This window comes from Algoriphagus sp. (assembly GCF_039969895.1).
Taxonomy (GTDB): domain Bacteria; phylum Bacteroidota; class Bacteroidia; order Cytophagales; family Cyclobacteriaceae; genus Algoriphagus.
In genome coordinates, this window is record NZ_JBDVMZ010000012.1 from 688,284 (window position 1) to 715,178 (window position 26,895).

The 26,895-nt window shown below is 45.3% G+C and carries 7 protein-coding genes; 1 reads left to right on the forward strand and 6 read right to left on the reverse strand.

Features of this window, described 5'->3' with window-relative positions:
- Positions 1-121 precede the first annotated feature (121 nt).
- From ABJH64_RS09145 to ABJH64_RS09170, 6 genes are all read right to left on the reverse strand, one after another.
- The gene (locus tag ABJH64_RS09145; RefSeq protein WP_348274367.1) at positions 122-12,700 is read right to left on the reverse strand and encodes a PKD-like domain-containing protein; all 12,579 of its coding nucleotides are present in this window, start codon (positions 12,698-12,700) and stop codon (positions 122-124) included.
- Positions 12,701-13,185: 485 nt separating this feature from the next.
- Positions 13,186-21,453, reverse strand: coding sequence for a glycine-rich domain-containing protein (locus ABJH64_RS09150; RefSeq protein WP_348334764.1), 8,268 nt, complete (start codon positions 21,451-21,453; stop codon positions 13,186-13,188).
- 382 nt (positions 21,454-21,835) lie between these two features.
- Positions 21,836-23,626, reverse strand: a complete 1,791-nt coding sequence (gene rho / locus ABJH64_RS09155) for a transcription termination factor Rho (protein WP_348275360.1) — start codon at positions 23,624-23,626, stop codon at positions 21,836-21,838.
- A gap of 327 nt (positions 23,627-23,953) precedes the next feature.
- Positions 23,954-24,643 (reverse strand): DNA repair protein RecO, encoded by a 690-nt coding sequence (gene recO, locus ABJH64_RS09160; protein ID WP_348275359.1) that lies wholly within the window; start codon positions 24,641-24,643, stop codon positions 23,954-23,956.
- A gap of 139 nt (positions 24,644-24,782) precedes the next feature.
- Positions 24,783-25,367, reverse strand: a complete 585-nt coding sequence (locus tag ABJH64_RS09165) for a thymidine kinase (protein WP_348275358.1) — start codon at positions 25,365-25,367, stop codon at positions 24,783-24,785.
- A 7-nt stretch (positions 25,368-25,374) separates the two neighbouring features.
- Entirely contained in the window at positions 25,375-25,701 is a 327-nt protein-coding gene (locus ABJH64_RS09170; protein WP_348299253.1) for a 2Fe-2S iron-sulfur cluster-binding protein, read from the reverse strand.
- A 33-nt stretch (positions 25,702-25,734) separates the two neighbouring features.
- Here ABJH64_RS09170 and ABJH64_RS09175 point away from each other — a divergent pair, with 33 nt between their 5' ends.
- On the forward strand, positions 25,735-26,859 hold the full coding sequence (locus tag ABJH64_RS09175) for a hypothetical protein (protein WP_348275356.1): 1,125 nt from the start codon (positions 25,735-25,737) through the stop codon (positions 26,857-26,859).
- The last annotated feature ends 36 nt before the right edge of the window (positions 26,860-26,895 follow it).

Genomic DNA, 26,895 nt, shown 5'->3' on the forward strand with positions numbered 1-26,895 from the left:
GCAATTTGGCCTAAGCTAGGACTGGAACTTTACCCAATCCTGGAGTCATTGGTACTTTAAACAATAAAGCCCTAACAGATACCAATCTATCAGGGCTTATTAAGGGACATGTGGTGATTTTTTACCTTCTCAGAATCACCTTATGGTATTCCCGCTGCGTACCCCATGAGATTTCTAGGGTATATATCCCTGCGGCTTTAGTGGTGAACCACTCGCTCACTTGCGCACCCATTTGGCTCATTTCAGAAACCTGAATTGTTTCAAATTGGCCAGTTGCAGAGATGATCCTTAATGTAATTGGTTCATCTTGATAGACCGAAGGGTCTAGGATTTCTATATTGAATGGATTGCCCGTGGTAGGGTTAGGATAAACTTTCCAACGGGTAGTACCTGATAGGGCTTCCACTTTAATTGACCTTGTTTCACTGTAACTGAAATCTCCATCAAAGTCAAACTGCTTCAAGCGATAGAAAATATTTCCACCAGCTACTGGTAACTGACTATCTGAGAAGTCATAGTTCACTTCTTTTTCAGAATATCCAGCACCAGTTACTTCTCCAATAGTTTTCCAGTCCTTAGTTGTGTTTACAGAGCGTTCGATTTCAAATCGTTCGTTTTCCCATTCTTTAGAAGTAGCCCAGGTCAAATCTCCCGAACGGAGAGTCGAGTTATACTTGACGTGGAAGTAGCCGTATTCAACTGGAAGAATACGGAAATTAGGGTAGCGGATATAGATTACGCCTGGGAAACCCATACCTCCACCGTCTCTTCCTGCTCCGCCACCAGAACCATAGGTAGATGAAGGTTGTCCCATTCCATTGTTTGTTCCATTTCCTCCGGCAAAGTATCCTGATCCATACGGACTTCCTCCATTACCTGCTTGATTGGTTATAGCTCCTGAAGAAGTTGCGCCCCCACCAGCTCCGTAAATAATTTCAGTTCCAGAAATTGAATAAGGTAAACCAGCGCCACCTGTGCCTCCATACATTGTTCCAGAATATAATGGATCTCCGCCGGCACTAGCGCTACCGCCACCGCCACCGCCTCCTGAACCGGAAGTTTCACCAATAGCATCTCCACCACCATTTCCGGCAATACCCAAGCCACCTACAGACTCATCAGTCCCGTATGCGGCACCTCCTCCGCCAGAAGCACCAGTTTCACCTAGTCTCACGGCGGAATTGGAGCTGGTGGACCCACCGCCTCCGCCCCCAGCAGCGTTAAGATCTGAGAATGTGTTTCCTCCTGAATATTCAAACACAGGACTTGGTAAAGAAAAGGTAGATGCCTGACCATTTCCTCCTTTGGATGCCACTGCGACCGATCCTGAACCATTGGCTCCAACAGAAAGTGGGAAAACTGCTCCTTGAAGCCCAGGAAGTCCATTCATGGTTATTCCTGTATATCGCTGATATACTACGCCACCACCGCCACCGCCACCGGCCGCAGATCCATAGCCACCGCCACCACCACCGCCGACTATTAAGACTTCAAACTCGTCCAGTCCATCTGGGGCATTCCACTCACACGCACCGACGTCAAACCGTATAATTGTATATCCTTCTGAGTCAGTGTATTCATATGGTGCCAATCCAGGGCAAGCTGGAACTGGGGGATTACAATCATATAGGAATACAATTCTGCCATTTGGCCCAGTTGCAGAAACTATATAGTCTGATACGGTTGCAGATGCGAGGGGAGCCTGTGTGGCAAAAATTACATTTCCAACAACTCCTATATTTATGACTCCGCCAGGAATTACAGGTATGGTTTGGGATTCCGTAGGCGATCCATCTCCGTAAGCCTCGATCCTAACCTGGTAAACGTCTGCAGGTACATAGAAGGCATCATCGCCTCCACTCTGAAGAGATTCAGAACTACAGCCAAAACCATAAATAGCCGTGTTATTATTTGGTGGGTAATAGGTACAATTCTCAGTATCCTTTTTTATCCAGTTGATCTTCAATGTCGTTGTGCCTTCATTGCTATAAGGCAATGAAGTAAAGGTGAACTGCCCAGCAGTGCTTACAGTCACAGGTATTGTTTGATCAGGCCCACCATTCACTCCCTCAATGCTGTAATTAATGGTGTAGGTACCAAGGGTCAGCTCATTGCTAAACACAGTAAACTCGGAAGTAAATGGTGCAGTGTCCCCAGTACCTGGGTTTACTACGTTGATAGCTGTAAAAGGATAAGTCGGATTTTCTACCGTGATTGTTCCTGTTGCGCTTACCGTGCCACAACCACCAGATAGGGGAATGTCATAGTTGAATACACCCATTTCAGTTGGAGTTCCCTGAACCGTCAATACTCCGGCATTCCAGCTTGGAGTTACACCATTTGGTAGATTGTAATCCACAGTTGCACTTGGTGGTACTATACCAGTGACACCTGTGGTGGTATGTGTTATGATAATAGGGGAGGCTTCATTTAGGCAAAGTGTCGGATCAGGATCCACGTCTACTACAGTGTTAACAGGAGTAACTGTTACCACTATTGGAGTAGTTGGTACTGATTCGCAAGCAGCTCCGTTCAAGGTAGAGATAGTTATTCGTCTAAATTGAGTTGTCTCATCCAAAGCAGTGGATTTATAGGTTGGGGCAATAGCACCCACTATTGTATTCCAGCCTGGGTTGGAGGAGTTAGTATATTCCCAACGATAGCTGATTGTGCCATCCCCTGTGCCATTAGTTGCGCTGCTAAATTCATCAGGATCTTCCCCTTCACAGATGGTTTGATCTTCGGCGATAGCGCCAGCTGTTGGCTCATTCTGGATCGTAATAGTAACTGTGTTTGAAGATGGAGATTCACAGGAGAGGCCATTTACTGTTGAAATGGTATGTCTTCTAAATTGAGTTGTTTGGGTCAATATTGGAGGATCATAATCTGCACCCCAAGGATTACCGGGTACATCTGTCCAATTAGGTGTTCCTAGATTGGTATTCAATTCCCAGCGGTAAGAAATAATTGCCCCAGCATCTTGAGGCGCATAGATGTCACCAGTAATAATTGCTGGATCCACCCCGCTACATACGGTTTGGTCGCTTGCTATCGTGCCTACGTCTGGAACATCTTTTACTATAATCAACCCTTCTACTCGGACTTGTTGACATGAACCAGTAGTAAAGACCTCATAGATATATTCTCCCGGTGATGTAGGTGATCCGCTTATTCTCAAATTTACGCCATTCCACGTTGCTGTAACCCCTACCGGCAATCCCGTTACTAAAGGTCCTGCTAATCCACCCCCTACGGCATATTCTATGTCTTCAATAGGAGTGTCTTCGCAGACAATCTGGCTGTCATTAGTTCCTGGGTCTGATGTTAGTCTAATGAAAGGAGAAAGTGTTCCGAAGGAGATGTCATCTATAGCAAAATCATTTCCTCCTGCATCTGTATTTAAATTTACAATTTCAATAATTGCAGTTGTAGCAGTTCCTGAACTCCAGCTTGGGTTGGATCTAAATTCTCTCCAGTTATCTAAACCTACTTGTGCATCACTAGTAGGTTTAGGCGCACCATCTAGATCCAAAACAGTACCGACCAATTGACCATTTATTTTGAATTGAAGTCTGGCTGGAGAGCCAGGGTTCAAATTCATAGCCCAAGCGGAGAAATAGTATTCAGTAAATTGATCTACTGGCACTTCCTGCCTCCAAATTACAGGCTGTCTCAGTGGACTGCCGATAAGTTTGCCTCCATTTACCATGAGGAAATTTCTAGGTCCGGTTGCGTTATTTGTATGGTCTCTACCATGAAAATTTGGATGATAACCATTTGTCCTACCTTCCAGGTTGTTATAATTGGCATTGGTATTTACTGCATATCTTCCATCAGGGTGTAAGCCTCTTGGTGTTGCAAAGCTATATGGAAAAGGATCATCCCAGAATGCTTGATTTTGTGTATACTCTGTAAAGAAACTAAGATTGTTTGGGTCAAAATTTGTAAATGAACCATCCACGATTAACTCTTCCGCTATACTAATGGAGGTTGTACTTGTACATCCATTCGGAGAGGTAGCTGTAACGGAATATGACCCAGCGATATCAACTACAATAGATGCGGTCGTTTCTCCTGTACTCCACGCCCAAGTCGTCCCAGTTACATTTGAGTTGGCTACTAAAAGTACAGCTCCATCCACGGCGCAATAATCGGTCTGTAATGTAATGACCGGTGTGGGATCTACCGTAATCGTAAAAGATTCTGAAGGACCTGGACATCCATTCACAGTTGGGGTCACGGTAATCGTTGCCGTGATAGGTCCTGGGCTTGTATTTTGAGTTACAAATGCCGGAATGTTCCCTGTACCGGATGCCGCCAAACCAATTTCTGGATGACTATTTGTCCAATTGTAAACCACACCGGCGACTGCATTTCCAGTAAAGTTCACAGCTGCTGTGGACTGCCCGGAGCAACCTACATTTTGATCGATAGGATCATTTACTGTAGGTCTAGGCCGTACCAATACATTTACTTGGAAGGTGTTTCCAACACATCCGTCTGGTGTGGTAGGAGTGACTGTATAGGTTACTGTCTGATCCACAAGTGAAGTATTGGTCAAAGTCTGTGAAATGTTAGATTGGAGACTGGTTTGATTTGACTCTCCAGTAACATTTCCATTAGGAGAAACGGTCCAAGTGTAGGTGGTTCCTGAAGGGATTGACCCGTTTGTTCCATTCAATGGTGTGACCGTAAAAGTACTTCCGCTGCACACGATAGTTCCTGTAATGTCTGTTATAACAGGCGTCACATTGACATCCGTAGAATTGGTTACAGCAGACACTGCTGTACATCCTCCTGCATTGCTGTAATTCACCGAAACATTCTTGGTGCCGCTTGTTAACCATGTGAGTGTTACAGTATGGTTGGTAGGTCCAATGCCTCCACCAGTAATTGTATAATCAGTTCCTGCAGTTCCAGGTACTGTCCAGATATAATTAGACTGTCCGGATTGGGTAGAGTAAGTGACTGGAGAACCTATACAAAGATCAGAAGAAGGAGCTGTAGTAAAAGTCGGGGCAGGGAGTTGGTTGACATTTATAGAATTGGTAACAGCTGTGGAGGCTGTGCAATTATTAGAATTACTGTAATTAACAGAAACATTCTTAATACCACTTGATAGCCAAGTCAAGGTTACTGAGTTGTCAAATTGCCCAATACCTCCTGCTGTGATAGTATAATCGGATCCGGCAGTGCCAAGCACAGTCCATAAGTAATTGTCTTGTCCTGACTGGGTAGTATAAGTTACAGTGGTTCCCACACAGACATCAGTACTTGGTTGGATGCTGAAAGTGGGTACTGGAAGGGAATTGACGATAGTTGAATTAATTACTGCGGCAGCAGCTGTACAATTAGTTGAATTTGTATAATTAACTGATACGTTTTTAGTGCCAGCTGTCAACCAAGTAAGTGTTACCGTATTGCTGGAAGTGCCAATGCCACCAGCTGTGATGTTGTAATCAGTTCCTGCTGTTCCTGGTAAAGTCCAAACATAGTTAGATTGACTAGGCTCAGTGGAATAAGTTACAGAGTTTCCCACACAAATCTCATTCGGAGGAGTTGTGGTAAATGAAGGCACCGGGAGTGCATTTACCGTGGTAGAATTTATTACAGCTGATGCTGCAGAACAATTACTTGCGTTTCTGTAATTGACTGAGACGTTTTTCGTACCCGATGTCAACCATCTAAGTGTGACTGTGTGGCTAGATGCTCCGATTCCGCCTGCGGTAATATTGTAGTCGATTCCCGCAGTTCCTGCTATTGTCCATGTATAAATGGATTGACCTGGCTGGGTAGTATAGGTTATTGGAGCGCCGATACAGACTTCAGAAACAGCAGGTGAAGTAAATGTTGGTGTAGGTAGCGCATTTACTATTGTGGAATTTATGGTTGCAGCAGCAGCGTTACAATTATTTCCATTTGTATAATTGACGGATACTAGTTTGGCGCCATTTGTTAACCAGGTAAGTGTAACTGTATTGCTAGTATTTCCAATGCTCCCTGCAGTAATGTTATAATCAGTACCTGCTACGCCTGGAATTGTCCAGATATAATTGGATTGCCCCGATTGGGTGGAATAGGTCACTGAAGTTCCTAAACAGACTTGGGTAGGAGGTGGAGCAATAAATGTTGGAACTGGAAGCGCATTTACAATAGTAGAATTGACGGTTGCTGAAGCTGCAGTGCAATTGTTTGAGTTGTTGTAATTTATAGATACATTTTTAATTCCGGCAGTCAGCCAAGTCAAAGTAACCGAATTATCCGTTGCTCCAATTCCTCCTGAAGTAATGGTGTAATCCGTTCCAGCCGTTCCAGGGATTGTCCAAACATAGTTCGACTGACCGGTTTCAGTAGTATAGGTTATGGAAGCACCCACGCAAATTTCGCCTGCAGGTGTTGGAGTCAAGGTTGGAATTGGCAATTCGTTCACCACAAAGGCTCCAGAAATACTGGAAGTTTGATCAGGACCACAACCTCCAGAACTTGACACTACAACGTAATAATATACAGGCACGCCATTGGCGACATTTGAAGGAGGCGTAAAAGTATTAGAACTGGTTCCAACTGGGGTATCTGCTCCCGTATTAATTATACCTGTTGTATTACTGTACCATTGATAAGACAAGGTTCCAGTTCCAGAAGCGGTAACAGAAATTGGACTAAATGGACCTTGACCCTCGCAAATTATATCTCCTGAAAGATCCTCTGAGTCAATTGAAGTTAATGGATTGACGATAAATGCTCCTGAAATTGAAGATGTCACCGTACCGCAACTTGGGCTTGTAGCAGTAGCATAATAATATCTTGGTAATCCATCAGCCACACTTGCATCAGAAGGTGGAGTGAAAGTAGCGTTGTTTTCACTGGTGAGCAAAACACCTCCTGAATTATTTGCTGTAGTATTCTGATACCATTGATAGGCTGCAGCAATACCACCATCCCCTGTTGCCGCAACTTCAAGCTGAGTGAATGTTCCAGTTCCAAAACAAAACACCTCATCGGCAGCACCAGGATTCAAATCTATATTTATTGAAGTTCCTGAAGGAGAAACTATATATGCACCAGTAAGGTCTGAGGCTACCGGACCACCACAAGTGCCAGATACCACCACATAATAATAGGAAATGCCCTCTGGAGAAGAGGGTGGAGTAAAGGACGCAGAGGTGGCACCACTTACCTGTGTTCCCGGGTCTGTGCTTATTGGAGAATTGTCTGGTTTACGATACCATTGGTAACTTATACCAGATCCTGTTGCAGTAATTGTAATAGGGTCAAAACCATCTCCAAAGCATTCAGTATCACCGACCTGACCCGGATCAATCACAGGATCAATAGAAACAGGAGTGCTAATTTCAATGGAATTTGAAGCTGGTGTTGGAATGGAGCAGCCTTTCGCATCGGTGTAATTGACGGTAACGGTTTTGGTACCAGAACTTAACCACTGGATAGAGATAGTGTTACTGCCGTTTCCTATTCCTCCTCCTGTAATAGTGTAATCTACACCTTCAGTACCGGGAATAACCCAAACATAATCTGATTGTCCGTTTTGGGTAGTATAAGTTACGGCATCGTTGAGGCAAACCGGATTAGTTGGCTCTGAGGTAAAGGTAGGTAAAGGAAGCGGAGTCAGATTAATTGAATTGGAAGCTGGTGCAATTCCCGCACATCCATTTGTATCTGTGTAATTAACGGAGACTGTTTTTATGCCATCTGTTAACCATAGTAAGGAGACGGTACTACTATTATTGTTAATGCCACCTCCTGTAATCGTGTAATCTGCACCTGCAGATCCAGAAATTGACCAAACATAATTCGATTGGCCTGATTCTGTGGTATAAGTAACCTCTTCTCCGATACATACCGGATCAGATGGCTCGACTGTGAAAGTTGGAACTGGAAGCGGATCAAGTGTAATGGTATTCGAAGCTAATGAAGCACTGGTACAACCGTTTGAATTTGTATAACCAACTGTGACTAATTTAGCTCCATTGGTCAGCCACTTAATAGAAACCGTATTACTGCCGGAGCTTATTCCTCCTGCCGTAATGTTGTAGTCTGTCCCTTCAGTTCCCGACACAGTCCAGGCGTAGTTGGATTGTCCTACCTCTGTGGTATAGGTTACTACATCACCTATACAAACCGGATCTGAAGGCTCAATAGTAAAGGTAGGAACAGGGAGGGGATTCAAATCTAAAGTGCTAATTGCAGGTGAGACACCTAAGCAGCCATTTGAATTAAAATAATTTACCACAATGGTTTTTTCTCCATTTGTCAACCAAATGATAGAAATCGAATTATCACTTGTGGTTCCACCGCTTACTAAATTGTAATCAGTTCCCGCATTTCCAGAAATCAACCATTCATAGTTTGTAATTCCAGAGCCAGACTGAGTCGTATAGGTGTATTCTTGTCCTATACAAACTGGACCGGTAGGTGCTGTGAGGAAAGTGGGAACTGGTCTTTGATTTAAAGTAATTGTATTTGATGCAGGACTCACTCCTTGGCAACCATTGGAATTTTCATAATTCACAGTCACAGTTTTAGAGCCCGTCGTCAACCACTCCAGAGAAATTGAATTAGTATTGATTCCACCGGCTGTAATTGTATAATCCGTTCCCTGTACTCCTGTTATATTCCAATCGTAGTTTGCACGTCCGGATTGTGTAGTATAGGTTACCACTTGTCCTAGACAATAATCGCCAGACGGTTCAATATTAAATGTAGGTACCGGTAGGGGACTTACAGAAATAGGGCTACTAATAAAAGTAGCTGCAGAACACCCACTAGAATTTGAATAACTCAGAAATACTTGTTTTGTACCTTGGGTCAACCAGGTTAGAGTTAAAGAATTGCTGGTACTGGTTCCACCGGAAGAGATAGAATAATCTATGTTGGCCACCCCAGAGATCTGCCAATCATAGTTGAATTGCCCAAGCTGAGTAGAATAAGTAACCTCTTCTCCTATACACACAATTCCAGATGGTTGGGCTGTAAAAGTTGGCGTGGGTAGAGGGTTGATAGTTAAGGTACGTGTCGCCACATCATTTGCACAGCTCCCTGATCCAGCTACCGTATAACTAATGGTAGTAGTGCCACTTGTAAGCGCGATAACATTTCCGGTAGAGCTATTGATGGAGGCAACAGAAGGATTGCTGGAAGACCAGACACCGCCAACTGTTGTAGAAGTAAAGACATTATTGCCACCAACACATAGTTCATTTACCCCACTTAATGTTCCGGCATTTGCTAATTTGGTCACAGTAATTGATCGGGTTTCTGAATCAGGTGGACAACCTCCCGAACCAGCAACTGAATAAGTAAGAATAGCAGTGCCTGGTGCTATTCCAGTTACTATTCCTGTTGAAGGATTTACCGTAGCAACGGATGGATTACCTGATGACCAGATGCCACCAGAGCTTGTAGAAGAGAAGCTACGGGTACTTCCTTCGCAAACTTCCTGAATGCCACTCAGAGTTCCTGCATCAGGCGGTGCAGTCACGTTGATACTGATACTTGTTTCCGGTGCTGGGCATCCTCCGCTGGCGGGAAGTCTATAGAAAATAGCTACTGTACCCGCTGAAATCCCCGTCACCAAACCTGTACTGGAAACTGTGGCAATAGCTGGATTGGCCGAAGACCAAGTGCCAAAAGCAGTAGTAGATAATAGCTGAGTACCCCCACCTATACAGATATCCTGATTTCCGCTCAATGTTCCAGGGCTGATGGGCGCGTTAACAAAGACCGTCCTTGAAGAAGTAGCTACGGAACAGCCCGTTATTGTATACCGGATAGTTGCTGCCCCTGCACTTATTCCTGTAATCACTCCAGTGGATGGATTAACTGTAGCTATAGCAGGATTAGCAGATGACCACACTCCTCCCGACATAGTGGAGGTAAAAGTGGTGTTGCCTCCAACACAAATGGATTGAGGCCCATTTACAATGCCTGCGGTCAGACTATAAGAAATTTTGATTCTTCCAGCTCCGCCATCACCGCCAGTGTAATAGGTGCTACCATTCCTAGGTGATCCACCACCACCTCCCCCCCCAGGAATTTGTCCTGGTTGTCCTACAGTATTTGAAGTATTTATTCCAGGCCCACCATTTCCACCTTCACTTCCTGCTGGGATTGAACCAGGTGTAAGTACTCCTCCATTGTTACCATTTGAATTAGCATAACCTGAAGATCCACCACCGCCACTATTTGAATTATTAGAACCACCTCCGTTTCCTCCACGATAGGTTGCATCATTTCCCGTACCTATTGTGGCTCCAGCACCACCATTAAAATCGTCACCTACTCCAGAACCTCCATTAGCGCGTAAACCAGAACCAAAAGTCGTATTTCCCCCATTTATATTGCCCGTAGTGCCTCCTCGACCAACAGAGTAAACGAAAGTATCATTAGGGTTGACGGAGATTATAGATCGAGAATATCCTCCTCCTCCGCCTCCTCCAGCTGCCCAGCTTCCACTAGTTCTTCTTCCGCCTCTTCCTCCGCCTCCCCAACCTTCTACAATAACTTCAGTAACTCCATTGGGAACCACCCAAGTTCCTGACGGATTGGTAGCGAAATCAAGGGTTTCTACACATCCACAATCCTCCACGATGATAGTTCCTGTTGCAGAAGCTACTCCACAAGTGCCTAGGAGTTCTATGGAATAGGTAAACGTTCCGAGCTCTGTTGGATTACCGGTTATATTTATATCTCCAGTAGTAGAATTAAATGTAGGTGTAACGCCAGCCGGAAGATTTGTTATCGTTCCAATCCCAGTGACTCCTGTTGTGCCATGCGTAAGGTTAACATTTCCGGTAAAGAAGCAGACTGTCTCTGTAGTCACAGGAGTTACTGTCTTACCAGGATTAATCCGTATGGTTTTGGTAACAACTGCAGAACTGCAAGATCCACCACTAGCGGTAAGTTGTAAGGTGATAAGGCCCAACGCACTATCGTTTGCTCCTGCTGTGTAGGTAGCAGTGGCAGGATTATTGGCATTGGTCCAGGTTCCGTTACCATTCAGATTAGTCCAAGTACCATTTACAGCAGCTCCGCCTATGCTTCCTCCCATAGGAGCAGAAGTTTCTCCGTCACATATTGCTGCTAAGGCTGCTCCGGCATTTGCCACAGGGCTGCTCGTGATGGTTAGCGTTTTTGTAGCTGTGGCTACCCCACAGGTTCCCCCTACAGTTGTTAAGGTTAATGTGATAGTTCCTGTTTCTGATGCACCAGCTCTATAAGTAGCATTTGCCGGATCGTTCGGATTGTTCCAAGTGCCGGAGCCTCCTGACCAAGTTCCTCCAGACACGGATCCACCTACCGATCCACCCATAGAAGATGTGGTTTGGCCTTGGCAGATTCCAGTCAGTGCTGGGCCCGCATTGGCCGTAGGGAGTTGATTGACTGTTACTTCTACCGGAACTGTTGTGCTCTCACATCCGGCAGAGCTTATTGCAACTCTTCGATATTGGGTAGTTTGTGTCAATCCACCAGGAGGATCATAACTTGCCGATGTAGCTCCACCTATAATAGTCCAAGTAGTGAAAGGAATGACAGCTCTTTCCCAGCGATAACTAGACCCACTTCCTGCGACATTATTTGAGATTATTCCCGGATTTCCTCCACTGCAAATCGCTTGTGTTCCGGCGATGGATCCGGCATTTGGAGGACTTTGCACGGTAACTTGAATAGGAGCAGTCGTTGATTCACATCCGGGTGTAGCGATAGATACTCTTCGATATTGGGTAGTTACTGCTAATCCTGCAGGGGGATTATACGTCGCTGAGGTGGCTCCTCCTATAGGAATCCAAGTAACGAACGGACTTATAGCACTTTCCCACCGGTAGGAAGAACCCGTTCCGGCTGCTGTACTGGAAATTATGGCAGGATCACCTCCTTGGCAAACAGACTGTGCTCCAGAGATTGCACCAGCAGTGGGAGGTGCGACGCTATAGGTGATTAATACCTCACCTCGGGCACCATCGCCGCCACGATGTGTTACAAATCTAGAAGTTGTTCTAGACCCTCCTCCTCCTCCTCCAATAGCATCTCCGGGATCACCATCACTATTATTTTGGCCTGCACCTCCATCACCTCCAATACCTCCATTACCTCCATTGCCACCTCGACTTGAAGTTGCATTTCCTCCATTGGTCCCACCTGTGAATGTTCCGAATCCTGAATTAATACCTCTAGCTCCTCCATTTCCATTAATATTTCCTCCTTGACCACCATTAGCTTGTGCCAATGTGGATCCGCCTCTTATTACACTGGAATTACCTCCATTTTCTCCACTGTTGCCGTTCCCTCCAGCTCCTCCAGATCCTACCGATATGTTAAGAACCTGTCCTGCGAAGACTCCAACGGTTCTTGTAGAGTAAGCACCACCACCACCACCGCCACCTGGCCCACCGCTACCAAAAATCCAAAAATCATAAGACCCGGCACCGCCGCCGCCGCCGCCCCAGGCTTCAATAGTGATAGAGGTTACACCAGCCGGCACTATCCATGTATCATTCCCGGTAGAATTAAATGTTATGGTATTTGCACATTGACCTATACTTTCCCCTATTATTCCAATTCCTAGAGCCAAAATCAAGGTAAACTTGGCAAGGATAGAATTAAAAATGGTCGAAATGTTTGACTGACCCCTTAAATGTTTCACCACCAAAAAAATCCATAAAATTCCAAGTAGGAATTTCATTGTTGAAACTCCTTTATATATTGATAAAATTGCAAACCGAAGCTGGTTTTTTTGATGCATTTGGCTATAGAATTCGTGTGAAAATAAGTGAATTCTCCTCTAAAGGTAAACTTAATTTTTCAAGTACATAAAAACGTATTTTGGACTAAAAAATACTTTCTTAATCCTAGTTCTAATTAGAATCCAGTTAAATAAAAAAATATTGCATCAACACTAAAAGAAATTCATGAGCTTATATGTGATGCGTTCTGACTATCCACCAAGGTAAGATTTTATGTGGGATTAGCATCTTTTTCATTTCGATAACTGGGTCTAAGGATTGGGTTTATCGGATAATAAATTCTACAGTAATGCCTCACAATGACAAATTGTGAGCTGAGGCTGCAGAAGAAAAAGTTGCTAGAAGCATGACCTATCATGTCATGAAAAAAGCACGATCAAAACATTTCTCTGATCGTGCTTTTTTTCTACAGAACTATTGAAATCTACCTCTTCAAAATCACCTTATGATATTCCCTCCTGGCACCCCATGCGATCTCTATAGTATAGACTCCAGCAGCTTTGGATTCAAAATAACGGCTAACCAAGGCACCCATCTCTCGTATGTCGGTAACTTGAATTAGTTCATATTGGCCAGTAGGAGCAATCACCCGCAAAGTGATTGCTTCATCACGGTAGGCAGAAGGATCTAGTATTTCTATATTAAATGGATTTCCAGTAGTTGGATTCGGGAATATCCTCCAGCTAGTTACTCCAGGTAAGGCTTCTACCTTGATGGCTCGTGTCTCGCTGTAGGTGGAGTCTCCATCGAAATCGACTTGCTTTAGACGATAGAAGATATTTCCTCCAGCACCTGGAAGTTTTTGGTCTCTAAATTCATAATCCACTGGTTCATCAGAATAACCGGCGCCCGCAACCTGATCGATTGTTTCCCATTCGTCCATAGAATTTATAGATCGCTCGATCTCAAATCGATCATTTTCCCATTCTTTGGCCGTAGCCCAAGTCAGATCTCCAGATCTAAAGCCTGGGTTATACTTAGCATCGAAGTATAGGTATTCTACTGGGAGGATACGGTAGTTGGGGTAGCGGATGTAAATGACGCCAGGAAAACCATCTCCTCCGCGACTTCCTCCAGCACCTCCGCCAGATCCGAATGTAGTAGCAGTTTGGCCTACTCCAGAATTGGTTGCGCCACCTCCAGCAAAGTAGATATTTGAGTTTGCGGTATATTGACTTCCACCGAGGCCTTCAATATTTGATGTTGCGCCAATAGCTGTTCCTCCACCTCCTGCACCATAATAGGTAGCTTCTCCAGATATGTTGTAAGCAATTCCATTTCCTCCATTTCCTCCATTCATCTGAGTTCCACCTCCGGAACTTAGGCCATTGACACCAGGGCCTGTTGCACCTCCGCCACCTGCTCCAGCACTACCGAAAGAATCAGTGAAGGCATTTCCACCACTATATCCCGTACCGGCACTGATCCCACCAGTAGAAGCATTCAACAAATACGCCGCTCCACCACCACCGGATGCATCACCAGAACCATTTGCACCCTGCCTAAAAGAAGCATTCGAATCAGTAGAACCTCCCCCTGCTCCTCCCTGAGCAGTCAAGTCAGAAAATGAATTAGATCCGGAGTAGTCAAAAGTAGCTCCTGCAAAGGACGTTGCTAATCCATCTAAGCCTCTTTCACCTGCATTAGCTCCTCTTCCTTTAGTTCCTATCGATAGGTTGAAAGTTGCATTTTGAAGTCCAATTTCTCCACCCATTGTAATTCCTGTATACTGCCGGTAAATAACGGCACCACCACCTCCACCACCCGCAGCCGGACCAAAACCTCCGCCTCCGCCAGCACCGACAACCAATACTTCAAATTCTTCTAATCCATCAGGTGCAGTCCAAGTACAAGGTCCCTCAGCGCTAAATCTTAAAACAGTAAATCCTTCTGAGTCAATGTAATTGCTGCCATTATCCAGCTGAGAAGAGCAAGGAGTAACAGTGGGACAGTCAAAACTAAAAATAATCCTTCCATTTGGTCCAACTGCGGTGACAATTGCTGCTGCAATCCGGTCAGCTTTAGGCTCTGATGCGGGAACTTCAGTGGCAAATACATCACTTCCATCGAAAACAACGAATATCGCCCCACCCGGGACTACAGTCATGGTTTCAGCACTGGAAGATGAACCATCTCCAAATGCTTGAATGGTTACTTGGGATACTCCTGCAGGTACATAGAAAATTTTATTTCCATCGCTTTGCAAATAGGTTGTGCTGCAATTTACCCCATATGGAATGTTCGTGTTTGTAGGAGGGAAGTAGGTGCAATTATCCCCGTTGTTTCGAATGGAAATGATCTCTAGGATACTCGTTCCTTCATTGGAATAAGATTGGGAATTGAAAGTAAGTACTCCGTTGGTAGTTACTGTACCTGTCACAGTTTGATTAGTAGCCGAATTTACCCCAGTAGAGTTGTAAACTACGGTATAAGTTCCTGGTACAAACCCTCCACTATAGACACTAAACTCGGAAGTGTATGGAGGAGAACCAGCAGAAGGGTTTAGGACATCAATGTCTGTGATTGGATAGCTTTGATTTGTAGCTGTGATCGTACCGGTAGTAGTTGCAGTAGCGCAGGTATTTCCGGTAGTTGTCACAGTGTAAGGAAATGATCCTGAAACTGTTGGTGTACCGCTTATTGTCAGTGTTGTACCGGATACGTTAGCCATTACTCCTGCAGGCAAGCCTGTTACTATTGCTCCTGTTGCTCCGCCTCCCAAGGTTAACGTTATATTTGCCAACGCTACATTTTGGCATACCGTCTGGTTACTTCCCGCGGAGATGGTATGAATTGGACTAACGGTAATTGTACCATTCGTTGTCGCGGTAGTGCAGGCATTACCGGTTGTTGTAACAGAATACGGGAATGAACCTGATACAGTAGGTATGCCACTTATTGTTAAGGTTGTACCGGAAACACTAAAAGTTATGCCCGCAGGTAATCCCGTTACAGTTGCACCTGTCGCCCCACCTCCCAAGGTCATTGTTATGTTTGTTATAGCGACATTCTGACATACCGTTTGATTACTTGCTGCAGTGATGGTATGGACAGGAGTTACAGTGATTATTCCTCCAGTTGTTGCTACGGTACAAGAATTACCGGTTGTTAATACTGTGTAATTGAAAGGTCCAAAGACTGTAGGTGTCCCGCTTATGGTGAGGGTAGTACCGGATACATTGGCAGTTACACCAGCAGGCAGGCCTGTTACCGTTGCACCGGTCGCTCCGCCTGCCAGTGTCATAGTGATCGGAGTCATTGGAGTATTTTGGCAAACCGTTCGGTCGCTTCCAGCGGTGATGGCATGGATAGGGGCTACGGTTATAGTTCCATTTGTCGTTGCTGTAGCACAAGTATTGCCGGTTGTTGTGACTGCGTAATTAAAGGAACCTGTAACTGTAGGGGTCCCACTTATTGTTAAAGTAGTTCCCGATACATTGAATGTGACTCCTGCAGGTAAGCCTGATACAGTGGCACCGGTAGCTCCACCACCCAAAGTCATGGTGATTGGCGGCATAGCAGCATTTTGACAAACTGTTGGGCTGCTTGCTGCCGTGATGGTATGAATTGGATCTATAGTAATGGTGCCCACTGTTGAGGCGGTTGCACAGGAATTTCCGGTTGTAGTGACATTATAAGTGAATGATCCCGATACCGTTGGCGTACCGCTTATGGTCAGGGTGGTTCCCGAAACGTTCGAAGTTACCCCGGTCGGAAGTCCTGTGACCGTCGCTCCCGTAGCTCCTCCACCTAGGGTCATGGTAATAGGTGACATAGCAGCGTTTCTGCAAACTGACCGGTTGGCGGCTGCGGTGATGGTATGAATAGGAAGAACAGTAATTGTTCCAGTGGGTGCCACTTGACCTGAAGTACATCCACCAGTCATACTAACAGCATAATTGAATGATCCTCCAGCTGGTACATTTGGTGTTCCGCTGATAGTCAAAACATTTCCTGACCATACTCCCGTTACCCCGGAGGGAAGTCCAGAAACAGTAGCTCCAGTGGCCCCGGTGGTAGTATAAGTAATTGGCGTTATAGCTATACCACTACATATAGTCTGAGTAGTAGTAGCGGCAGCTGAAGTTCTAGTTATTGTATTAGTTGGATTAACTGTAATGTCAACAGTTCGCGTAGCTCCTGTACAATTACTTGACCTTGGTGTAATAACATACCGAACAACCGCAGGGGTAGACCCTGTATTGGTAAGCGTTTGATTAATCGGCCCTGCGACAAAAGAAGTTTGGTTGCTAAATCCTGTAGCTGATCCACTCACTAAGCTAGCTGTCCAAGAATAGGTAGTTGGATTATCTGTGATATTACTACTTAAGGCGATGGCTGTGGAGCCGCCGCTGCAAATATTCGATGATGCCGGTGTCGCTGTGAGAACAGGTGTTGGGCGTATCCTTACTGTGAAGGATGTAGGTGATGAGCTACAAAGCTCCGCCCCTGTAGAAAAATTATAAACTCTAGGTGTGATAGTTATAGTGGTTGTAACGGTTGCATTCGTATTATTTGTGGCCGTAAGCGATGGAAGAGTAGCTTGAGAAGTTCGGAAAAAGCCGAAGAAGAATGGAGCACTAGTTGTTCCAATTGGACCTCCTGTTGAAGGACTTATGAAATTGGGATCTGCAGTCCAAGAATATCGGACAGCTGAAGAAGAGAAATGGCCTGGAGTTTCTACCTCAGGAGCAAATGATGTACCTGGACAAATTGGTGAAGAAGGAATGGTAGAATTATCGACCTGTGCTGGAAAAGATAGACCATTTAAGTCGTTAATTACTTCCACAAATATGATATTACTTACAACTACACCACATTGGTCAGTTGCCACAAGTCTGTAATACCAGTTATTTCCATTGGCGTTAAATGGATTTGTGGTTGGAGGTTGATAGGTAATTCCTGTAGCACCGGCAATATTGTCAGCAGTGGTCCATCCTGTCGAAGATGCCCTTCTTTGCCATTGATAAGTATAGTTGTTGCTTCCACCTGTAGCTGCTGTACCAACCAATAGGGCCGGATCATTAAAAACACAAACCGTTTGTGATGAACTTACTACAGGCGCTACTTGAGGGGCATAAATAGTTACATTAACATTCACTGGTACACCACGACAAAAGGAAGGGGCAGGTCCGATCGGGGTTATGGTATAAGTGGTAGTAATGTTGGAAGTAGTGTTATTTTTAAAGGTACCAACTAGCGTAGTTCCAGACGTAGTTCCCGAAAGTGCCGTGCCTGCACCGGTTCCTACCAGACCAACCGGGTTGGTTCGGCTCCATTCATAGGTAGTTCCGGCCAAGTTTCGGGGCGCCGGAGAAAGTGTGATGATCGTTCCGGAAGCGATGTTGTCGCACCTAAATTGGGATGCAGGAGTGGCAGTAACGGTAGGTAATTGATTGACTGTAATGGTCTTTGTCGTAGAGACCGAGCAGGTTCCTAGTGAAGCAGTCAAGGTTAATGTGATTGTGCCAGACTCGGAGGTGGATGGGGTGTACGTTGCAGTAGCAGCATTAGTAGCATTAGACCATGTACCAGCACCACCTGTCCAAAGGGCTGTCGCACCTCCCGGGCCCACACTTCCACCCATTGGTGGTGAGGGTTGTCCTTGGCAAATCGGGCTGGTAAATGCAGTTCCTGATGAAACTGTTGGATTAGGATTAATAGTTATTGTCTTGGTCGAAGTGACGGTGCAAGATCCTAAGGTTGACATTAAGGTAAGAGTGATCACTCCCGACTCGGATGCACCAGCAGTATATCTTGCGGTGGCAGCATTAGTTGCATTGGTCCAAGTACCAGCACCCCCACTCCAAAGAGCAGATGCGCCTACGGTGACACTTCCACCCATGGCCGCTGATTGTTGACCTTGACAAATGGCAGCTAATGCAGGCCCAGCATTTACCACCGGATTCGGATTAACAGTTATTGTTTTGGTGCTACTAGAAACACATGATCCATTGCTTGCAGTCAGGGTAAGTGTAATGGAACCTGATTCAGATGGAGACGCGGTGTAGGTTGCTGTTGCAGGGTTGTTGGCATTGGTCCAAGTGCCCGTACCACCACTCCAGGTCCCGGTGGTAGCTCCTCCACTTACATTTCCTCCCATTGCCACCGAGGTTTGGCCTTGACAGATCGCTGGCAGAGTCGAACCCACATTTATAATTGGATTTTGATTTACAGTAATATTTTTAGTGACTGTAACTGATCCGCAAAGGCCTCCGCTAGTGGTCAGCGTAAGGGCAATATTTCCTGACTCAGATGCACTTGCGGTGTAGGTTGCTGTTGCTGGATTGTTTGCATTGGTCCAAGTACCTGCTCCACCGCTCCAAGTACCGCCTGTGGCATCACCGCCCACGCTACCTCCCATAGGGGCAGAGGTTTGTCCTTGGCAAATCGCGAACAAAGGTGTTCCAGCATTGGCGGTAGGATTTTGATTTACAGTAATGGTTTTTGTAGTGGTAGTAGTGCCACACGTACCGCCACTTGAAGTCAGGGTCAAGGTGATTGATCCTGATTCAGTTGGACCAGCAGTGTAAGTAGCTGTTGCAGGATTGTTGGCATTGGTCCAGGTACCTGCTCCACCACTCCAAGTACCTCCGGTTGCCCCGCCACCAAAACCTCCTCCCATGGGAGCCGAGGTTTGTCCTTGGCAAATTGCCGCTAAGGCAGGCCCCGGGGTTACTGTAGGATTTGGATTGACTGTAATTGTTTTTGTAGTGGTAGTAGTGCCACATGAACCGCCGCTTGAAGTTAGGGTCAAGGTGATTAATCCTGATTCAGTTGGACCGGCAGTATAAGTAGCTGTTGCTGGATTGTTGGCATTGGTCCAGGTACCGGCTCCACCACTCCAGGTTCCGCCTGTGGCCCCGCCACCATAACCTCCTCCCATGGGAGCCGAGATTTGTCCTTGGCAAATTGCCGCTAAGGCAGGCCCCGGGGTTACTGTAGGATTTGGATTGACTGTAATTGTTTTTGTAGTGGTAGTAATGCCACATGAACCGCCGCTTGAAGTTAGGGTCATGGTAATTGATCCTGATTCAGTTGGACCGGCAGTATAAGTAGCTGTGGCCGGGTTGTTGGCATTTGCCCAGGTACCTGCTCCACCACTCCAGATTCCGCCTGTGGCCCCGCCACCATAACCTCCCCCCATGGGATCCGAGGTTTGTCCTGGGCAAATTGCCGCTAAGGCAGGCCCCGGAGTTACTGTAGGATTTGGATTGACTGTAATTGTTTTTGTAGTAGTAATGCTACATGAACCTCCACTAGAAGTCAGGGTCAAGGTGATTGATCCTGATTCAGTTGGACTGGCAGTGTAAGTAGCTAGGGCGGGATTAGTTGCATTGGTCCAAGTACCGGCTCCACCACTCCAAGTACCTCCGGTTGCCCCACCACCAAAATCTCCTCCCATAGCTGCCGAGGTTTGACCTTGGCAAATTGTTGCCAGTGTAGGTCCCGGAGTTATTGTAGGAATTGGATTGACTGTAATTGTTTTAGTAGTGGTAGTAGTGCCACATGAACCGCCACTTGAAGTCAGGGTTAAGGTGATTGATCCTGATTCAGTTGGACCAGCAGTGTAAGTAGCCGTTGCAGGGTTGTTGGCATTGGTCCAGGTACCTGCTCCACCACTCCAGATTCCGCCTGTGGCCTCTCCACCAAAACCTCCCCCCATGGGATCCGAGGTTTGTCCCTGGCAAATTGCTGCTAAGGCAGGCCCTGCGGTTACGGTAGGGCTAGGAACGACTGTGATAGTACCTGTGGCTGTATTCTGACCTGTAGTACAGCCACCAGTCATTGGAATTGAATAGTTGAAAGTTCCTGAAACGCTCGGTATTCCCGATATAGTTATGGTATTTGAAAACCAAGAAGCAGTAACTCCGGTAGGTAAATTAATTGGTATTCCAATACCAGTTGCACCAGTTGTAGTATGTGTAATTGAAATACTTGTAGTATTGACGCAAAGAGTAGGACTGTTTGATGCTGCCGTGACTGTATTAGCAGGTAAGATATAGGTGATCACAATTAGTCCATCTGCTCCGGAACCTCCAATTGCAGAAGATCCACCACCCTGTCTTCGTGCACCACCACCACCTCCTCCAGGGCCCAGACCTGGAAAACCATCCCAAGGGCTTCCACCTGAAGTTTCGGGATTTCCATCACCTCCATTACCTCCTCCCGCAGGGGCAATTCCTCCGGCAGGTCTAGTTCCATCGTCTCCATTTGCTAGAGTTCCAGCAGAAGAGCCTCCTCCTCCGTTAGAACCTCCTCCTCTCGATTCACCATTTCCACCTGCATACCTAACTGATCCAACACCTAGAGCCCCGCCAGCTCCAAATTGTACTCCCCCTGGCTCATCCGTTGGAGCAGATTCTCCTCCTCTAGCCAAAACTAAGGCTGCGGCTTCATTTGAAAGCGAAAACCAAGAGTTACCCCCAGGTAAATCACTCGTGCTTCCAGAACCTACCGAAAAATTGAAATTGGTTAATGGGATCACAGTTACAACACTTCTAGAATATCCACCGCCTCCACCACCACCTCCACGGCCATTAGTAGAAACTCTTGAAGTACCTCTACCTCCTGCTCCCCACGTCTCTACTGTGATGGAAGTTACTCCCGCAGGAACTTGAAAGGTCTGGAGGCCAGTGGTTGTGAAGGTTTGGGTAGTCGGACACTGTCCATACCCCTCATATATACTCAAAATCAATGAGCAAATCGTCAAAAGAACTGAGGTCTTGAAGACCTTCTTTTGAAAAAGGTGGGATATTTTTAAAAAGGATCTGAGCATCATTAAGAATTGGATTCCTAATTTCGAGGGTGATGAATCCAATTTAAATCGGTTCAAAATACATAAAAATATCTTCAAAAAATGACCATATTTTTTAATGGTCTAATAATCAGAAAACTAAAAAAAATTCTATAAATGAAAATTTTGAATTTCATTTATTAGGGTTGGTAGAAGAGCGGAAGGTTTTTGTAGAGCTACTGTCATTTCTCCTAAGCAGATACTGACTTTCTGATTTGCAGAAAAAAGCCCCGTCCATGGGTGGGCGAGGCTAGCTTTAGTTTGGGTGAATCAGGATTTACCCATTCATACTGATCAAAAACTCCGCATTGTCGCGGGTTCCTTTCATTCGCTGAAGTAGGAATTCCATGGACTCCTGAGAGTTCATGTCGCTCATTAGCTTACGAAGGATCCATACTCGTTGCATCTCTTCTTTGTCCATGAGTAGATCTTCACGACGAGTACCTGAGTTAAGTACGTCGATAGCTGGATAGATTCTTCTATTGGAAAGCTTACGATCCAATGCGAGTTCCATGTTACCAGTTCCTTTGAATTCTTCAAAGATCACCTCGTCCATTTTCGAACCTGTCTCTACCAGAGCAGTAGCGATGATAGTCAAAGAACCTCCATTCTCTACGTTTCGTGCTGCACCGAAGAAGCGCTTTGGCTTGTGAAGTGCATTGGCATCCACCCCACCAGAAAGTATTTTTCCAGAACTTGGAACCACGGTATTGTGTGCTCGGGCAAGTCGGGTGATAGAATCCAATAGGATTACTACATCATGACCTACTTCCACCATACGCTTGGCTTTTTCCAAAACGATGTTCGAAACCTTCACATGTCTATCAGCCGTCTCATCAAATGTGGAGGAAATCACCTCTGCATTCACAGATCTCGCCATATCTGTCACTTCCTCAGGACGCTCATCGATCAGTAGGATCATCAGATGGACTTCCGGGTGATTTTTGGTAATGGCGTTCGCTATCTGCTGCAGCAATACTGTTTTACCTGTTTTGGGCTGAGCTACGATCATACCTCTTTGGCCTTTGCCGATCGGGGCAAAAAGATCTACTACTCTGGTAGAGAATTTATCGCCAGAAGTAGAGAGGTTTAATCTTTCTTCAGGGAAAAGGGGTGTAAGGTATTCGAAAGGAACACGGTCTCTGATTTCGTCTGTGGTCTTGCCGTTTACCGTGGCTATTTTTAGCAGGGCAAAATATTTTTCACCTTCTTTTGGCGGACGGATTGAGCCTTTGATATGGTCACCGGTTTTCAATCCGAATAGTTTTACTTGACTAGGTGATACATAGATATCATCCGGGGAGGCAAGGTAGTTGTAATCCAAGGAGCGAAGGAAGCCGTAGCCTTCTTGCATCATTTCCAATACACCTTCATTTTCTATCACACCGTCGAATTCGCGAGGGTTCACTCCTGGACGACGACGATTAGATGGTGGACCTGTTTCGGCTGCAGGAGCCATAGTTTCGTCCGCAGATTTGAAATTCTTTCTTTTTGGAAGTTCTATTTCTTGCTCTTGCTTAGGCTGAGAAGGAGCTGTGGCAGGTGTTTCTTGTTTGTTTTCTGTAGATGGCTCTACTTCTTCGAAGACTTTTCGTCTTGGTCTGAAGGTTTTTGGCTCTTCAGCATTTGCTTCAACTTTTGGCTGTGGCTGTGATTTTTTCTCGGGACGCTCGTTTGGAGCCTCTTTCTTAGCTTTCCAGTCTGGCCTAGCTTCCTTTGTTCTAGGTTCAGGCGCTTTTTGGGACTCTTCGGCAGGCGTTTCTTCTGCTTTAGGGATTGCTGTTACGTTCTGTCTTTTGAATTTCGGCTTGTATTCCGATTCTTCGTTTGGTTTGGCAGCAGCAGGTTTTGGGGCTTCTGCTGGTTTCTCGGCTGCTTTTGGTGGCTCTTCAGCTGCGGAAGGCTTCTTTTTTGGTAAGGCTTGCTCTGGGGTGATGGCTTGCTGGTCGAGAATTGCATAGACGAGTTCGTCTTTCTTCAGAGATTTGTGATTTTTGACACTAAGCTCCTCAGCGATTTCCTTCAGTTCAGACAGTAACCTGACTCTGAGTTCTTCTATGTTGTACATAAAGAGGGTATGAAATAAATAAAATGTAGTAAATGCGGTATTTGGGATCGTGGATGATTTTCTGAGCAAAAAAGATCTGCAGGAAACACTCAAGTCAAAGTGGGCTGACTTGCTCATTCACGGTGATGGCACAATATTAAGGTTTGAGTTTGGATAATACAAATTATTGTTTTGGAAATGTGTGATATGGAAAGGGTGGGCTTTTTGAGGCACAGAGGTTCAAAGAGAATTGAACAGGGAAGGAGAAATTGAAAGATTGTCGATAAGTTAGTAGGATGTGAAGGCAATAAGTGCGCCTTAGCGCCATGGCGGGAGACCACGAGAAATTTATTCATTGATCTGCCTCAAAATCGCCAAGGATTTCCAGTTTCCCGGATTGTCTAGGTGTTGGCTATAAAAGTCCAGCAAGTGATCCAATAGTTTTTGACGTAGGGCCTTATTGATTCTGACGGTATTGGAAAAAGACTCTTGCATGAGGATGCTTAGGTAGTTTTCGGCTAGCGTAAGCTCTGCAGGTGAAAATGGTTGAGATCTACTTTCTGCCAAAAAGCCCAGTGCTTCCTCCGGAGCGAAACCTAAATAAATGGCATTTTCCAGCAAAAACACGAGTGGGAATTGAGCTAGCTGAGCCTCTTTGTGATCAAGTTCTACAATGCAATTATGTAAAAAATCAAAAAGAGATTCATTTTGATAATTTTCATAAATAGACTTGCTGATCACCTCCGTGATAAAGAGCGCCAGACCCGTTCGGGTGAAATCAAAAGGGATTAGCTGATGAGCTCGGGCCAACTGAGCTTCAGAGATTCGTTGAAGTCCTCCATTATCTTTATCATAGACGACAAGATCGAGAAGGGTAAGTGGCTGATATAAAGCTGTTTTAGACTTGTTGCCTTGAGATCGCACACCATTGACTAGGTAGGACTTTAGTCCTAGCTCCCGGGTGAAAATCTTCACGATAATGCTCGTTTCCTTGTATCGAATGGCACTCAGCACTATTCCTTGGGTTTTTTTGAGCATTGCTTGGAATTAACAGTATTCGTCCTTTTGAGGCATTCGTTGGTTAGGTGACTTCATTTTTTTACATTCATCATTCATCATTATAGCAAGCAGAAAGGTATAACAGCAAAACATCAGTCATCCAGCATATGACATCCTACTATTTCTTATCCTCATAAAAACACTTCCTACACCGTGCTTCATAGCTTTCCTTTTCACCCAAGACAACTTTCTCTTTGGCATCAGAAAGTCTAAAGGAAAATGCAGCCAAGTCACCGCATTTCATACAGATCGCATTCACCTTGGTCACGTATTCGGCGATGGCCATCAGCTTGGGCATAGGTTCAAAGGGATTCCCCTCAAAATCCATATCCAGTCCAGCGACGATTACTCGTTTGCCTTGGCCGGCAAGTTTACGAACCACGGTCACGATCTGCTCATCAAAAAACTGCACCTCGTCTATTCCCACTACATCACAATCACCTGTCAGCAATAAGATGTCGTCTGCAAAGTTGACAGGGGTAGATCGGATGCTGCTCTCGTTGTGGGAGACTACATCATTCTCGTCGTATCGCTTATCGATGGAAGGCTTAAAGATCTCCACTTTTTGCCGCGCTATATTCGCTCGATTCAGTCTGCGGATCAGTTCTTCCGTTTTTCCGGAAAACATAGAACCACAGATCACCTCGATCTGGCCTTTTTTTCCTGAGGACTTTAGCCCACTTATAGAGGGTTCTAAAAACATACCTATTCTATTTGCTGTATGCTACGTGTGGAAACTTATTTAACTCCCCAACTCGGACAACTAGCTCGCCCGAAGTAAGTTCTGCTTGGCAAGACAGTCGTTCATCAGTTTTCAATCTTCCAAGTTTTAGGAAATCAAGTTCAGGTTTGGTGGGAGGGGAGAGGTTTTCGGATCCGGACTTGACGATGATTTTGCAAGTGGTGCATCTTCCTTTTTTCCCACAGGCATGCATCCAGTCGATTCCATTTTCATGAATAATTTCGATAACTTTACGATGAACGCTACTCGAATTAATCCTCAGATTAAATAGATTTTCTATGACGATTTGAGGCATTTGTTCGTTGACTTTTGTAAACATCACTCTTCAATGACAACTCAAATTAACAGCAATTATTTAGAAAAATACGCGGAAGACTATTCCAGAATTGTTTGTGGACAGTTTTTCTCTGGCAAACAATACATGACCGGACAAGACATCGTGCAGCTGACAAATAGCGCTCAGGTGAATTTTTTCGTCATCAAAAGACTATTTGAACTATGGCAGGAAGAGCTTGGTAAGCTGAAAAGCAGCCCGTACTTCGACTATCGGGATATCACCGTACATGAAGCGCTCACCGAGTTTATGAATGTTCTTTCTCGAAGAATCAAAATAGAAAGTGAGCAACTTCAGCCTCTACTGAAAACCGCCGTTAGACAGGCGGTTCAGGTGGCTACAGATCCGGTTTCTTTTTACCAAAACGAAATATCCAAAGCTCCGACTGGTGAGATAAATGAGTTTCTTAAGGAGAATAGGAAATATTACAAATGGCATGATCAGGTGGTTTCATTTCTGATCGATAAGGCTGGGTTTGGTCATGATGAAAGTGCCTACCTGCGCGCTATCGCGGCCAACTTCCAGGCGATAGAAGATTCTTTGGAATCTGTGAATTTATTGCTAGCAACTCTTGGCGACGTCAAGCCTTTCGATTTGGATACTTATTTGGGGAAGGATTCTTCAGCTCCCACTCCGGTGGTAGAGACGCATTCAGAACCGACTAAGGAAGCTGAATCCAAAAGCTCTTTTTTCGATCAGGTAGAAGCCCCGGCTCCTGTCAGTAGAGACGTTACACCAGAACCTGTCAAGATCGTGGAAGTAGCCCCAGAGCCAGTTAGAGTTGCACCGGTAAATCACGGAAATGGATCCGCGAATGGATTGGATGCATACCATCTTAAAGCAAAATTCGAGACCCTATCCTATAAAGGAATGAAGGGGATTTTGGGAGAGTTGGCGGAAAGTGTCGCCATTAACCAGCGATTTATGTTTACCAAGGAGTTATTTGATGGAAATGCAGATTTGCTGAAGCATGCGCTGAAATCCATCGATAAGTGCGACTCCTTTGATGAGGCGATAGGTTTGGTCAATTCCCGTTATGTAGAAGAGCTTAATTGGGAAATTGATTCGGAGCCAGTTCAGGAGTTTTTATTACTGGTCTATCGGAAATTCGAAGTATAGTTCCTTATCCCTTTTGCCAAAAAAGAGAGCTGAATC

Bases quoted from the DNA above. Each gene is read 5' to 3' on its own strand.
- ABJH64_RS09145 (WP_348274367.1), bottom strand. From the start codon at position 12,700: ATGAAATTCCTACTTGGAATTTTATGGATTTTTTTGGTGGTGAAACAT.
- ABJH64_RS09170 (WP_348299253.1), bottom strand. From the start codon at position 25,701: ATGCCTCAAATCGTCATAGAAAATCTATTTAATCTGAGGATTAATTCG.
- rho (WP_348275360.1), bottom strand. From the start codon at position 23,626: ATGTACAACATAGAAGAACTCAGAGTCAGGTTACTGTCTGAACTGAAG.
- ABJH64_RS09175 (WP_348275356.1), top strand. From the start codon at position 25,735: ATGACAACTCAAATTAACAGCAATTATTTAGAAAAATACGCGGAAGAC.
- ABJH64_RS09165 (WP_348275358.1), bottom strand. From the start codon at position 25,367: ATGTTTTTAGAACCCTCTATAAGTGGGCTAAAGTCCTCAGGAAAAAAA.
- recO (WP_348275359.1), bottom strand. From the start codon at position 24,643: ATGCTCAAAAAAACCCAAGGAATAGTGCTGAGTGCCATTCGATACAAG.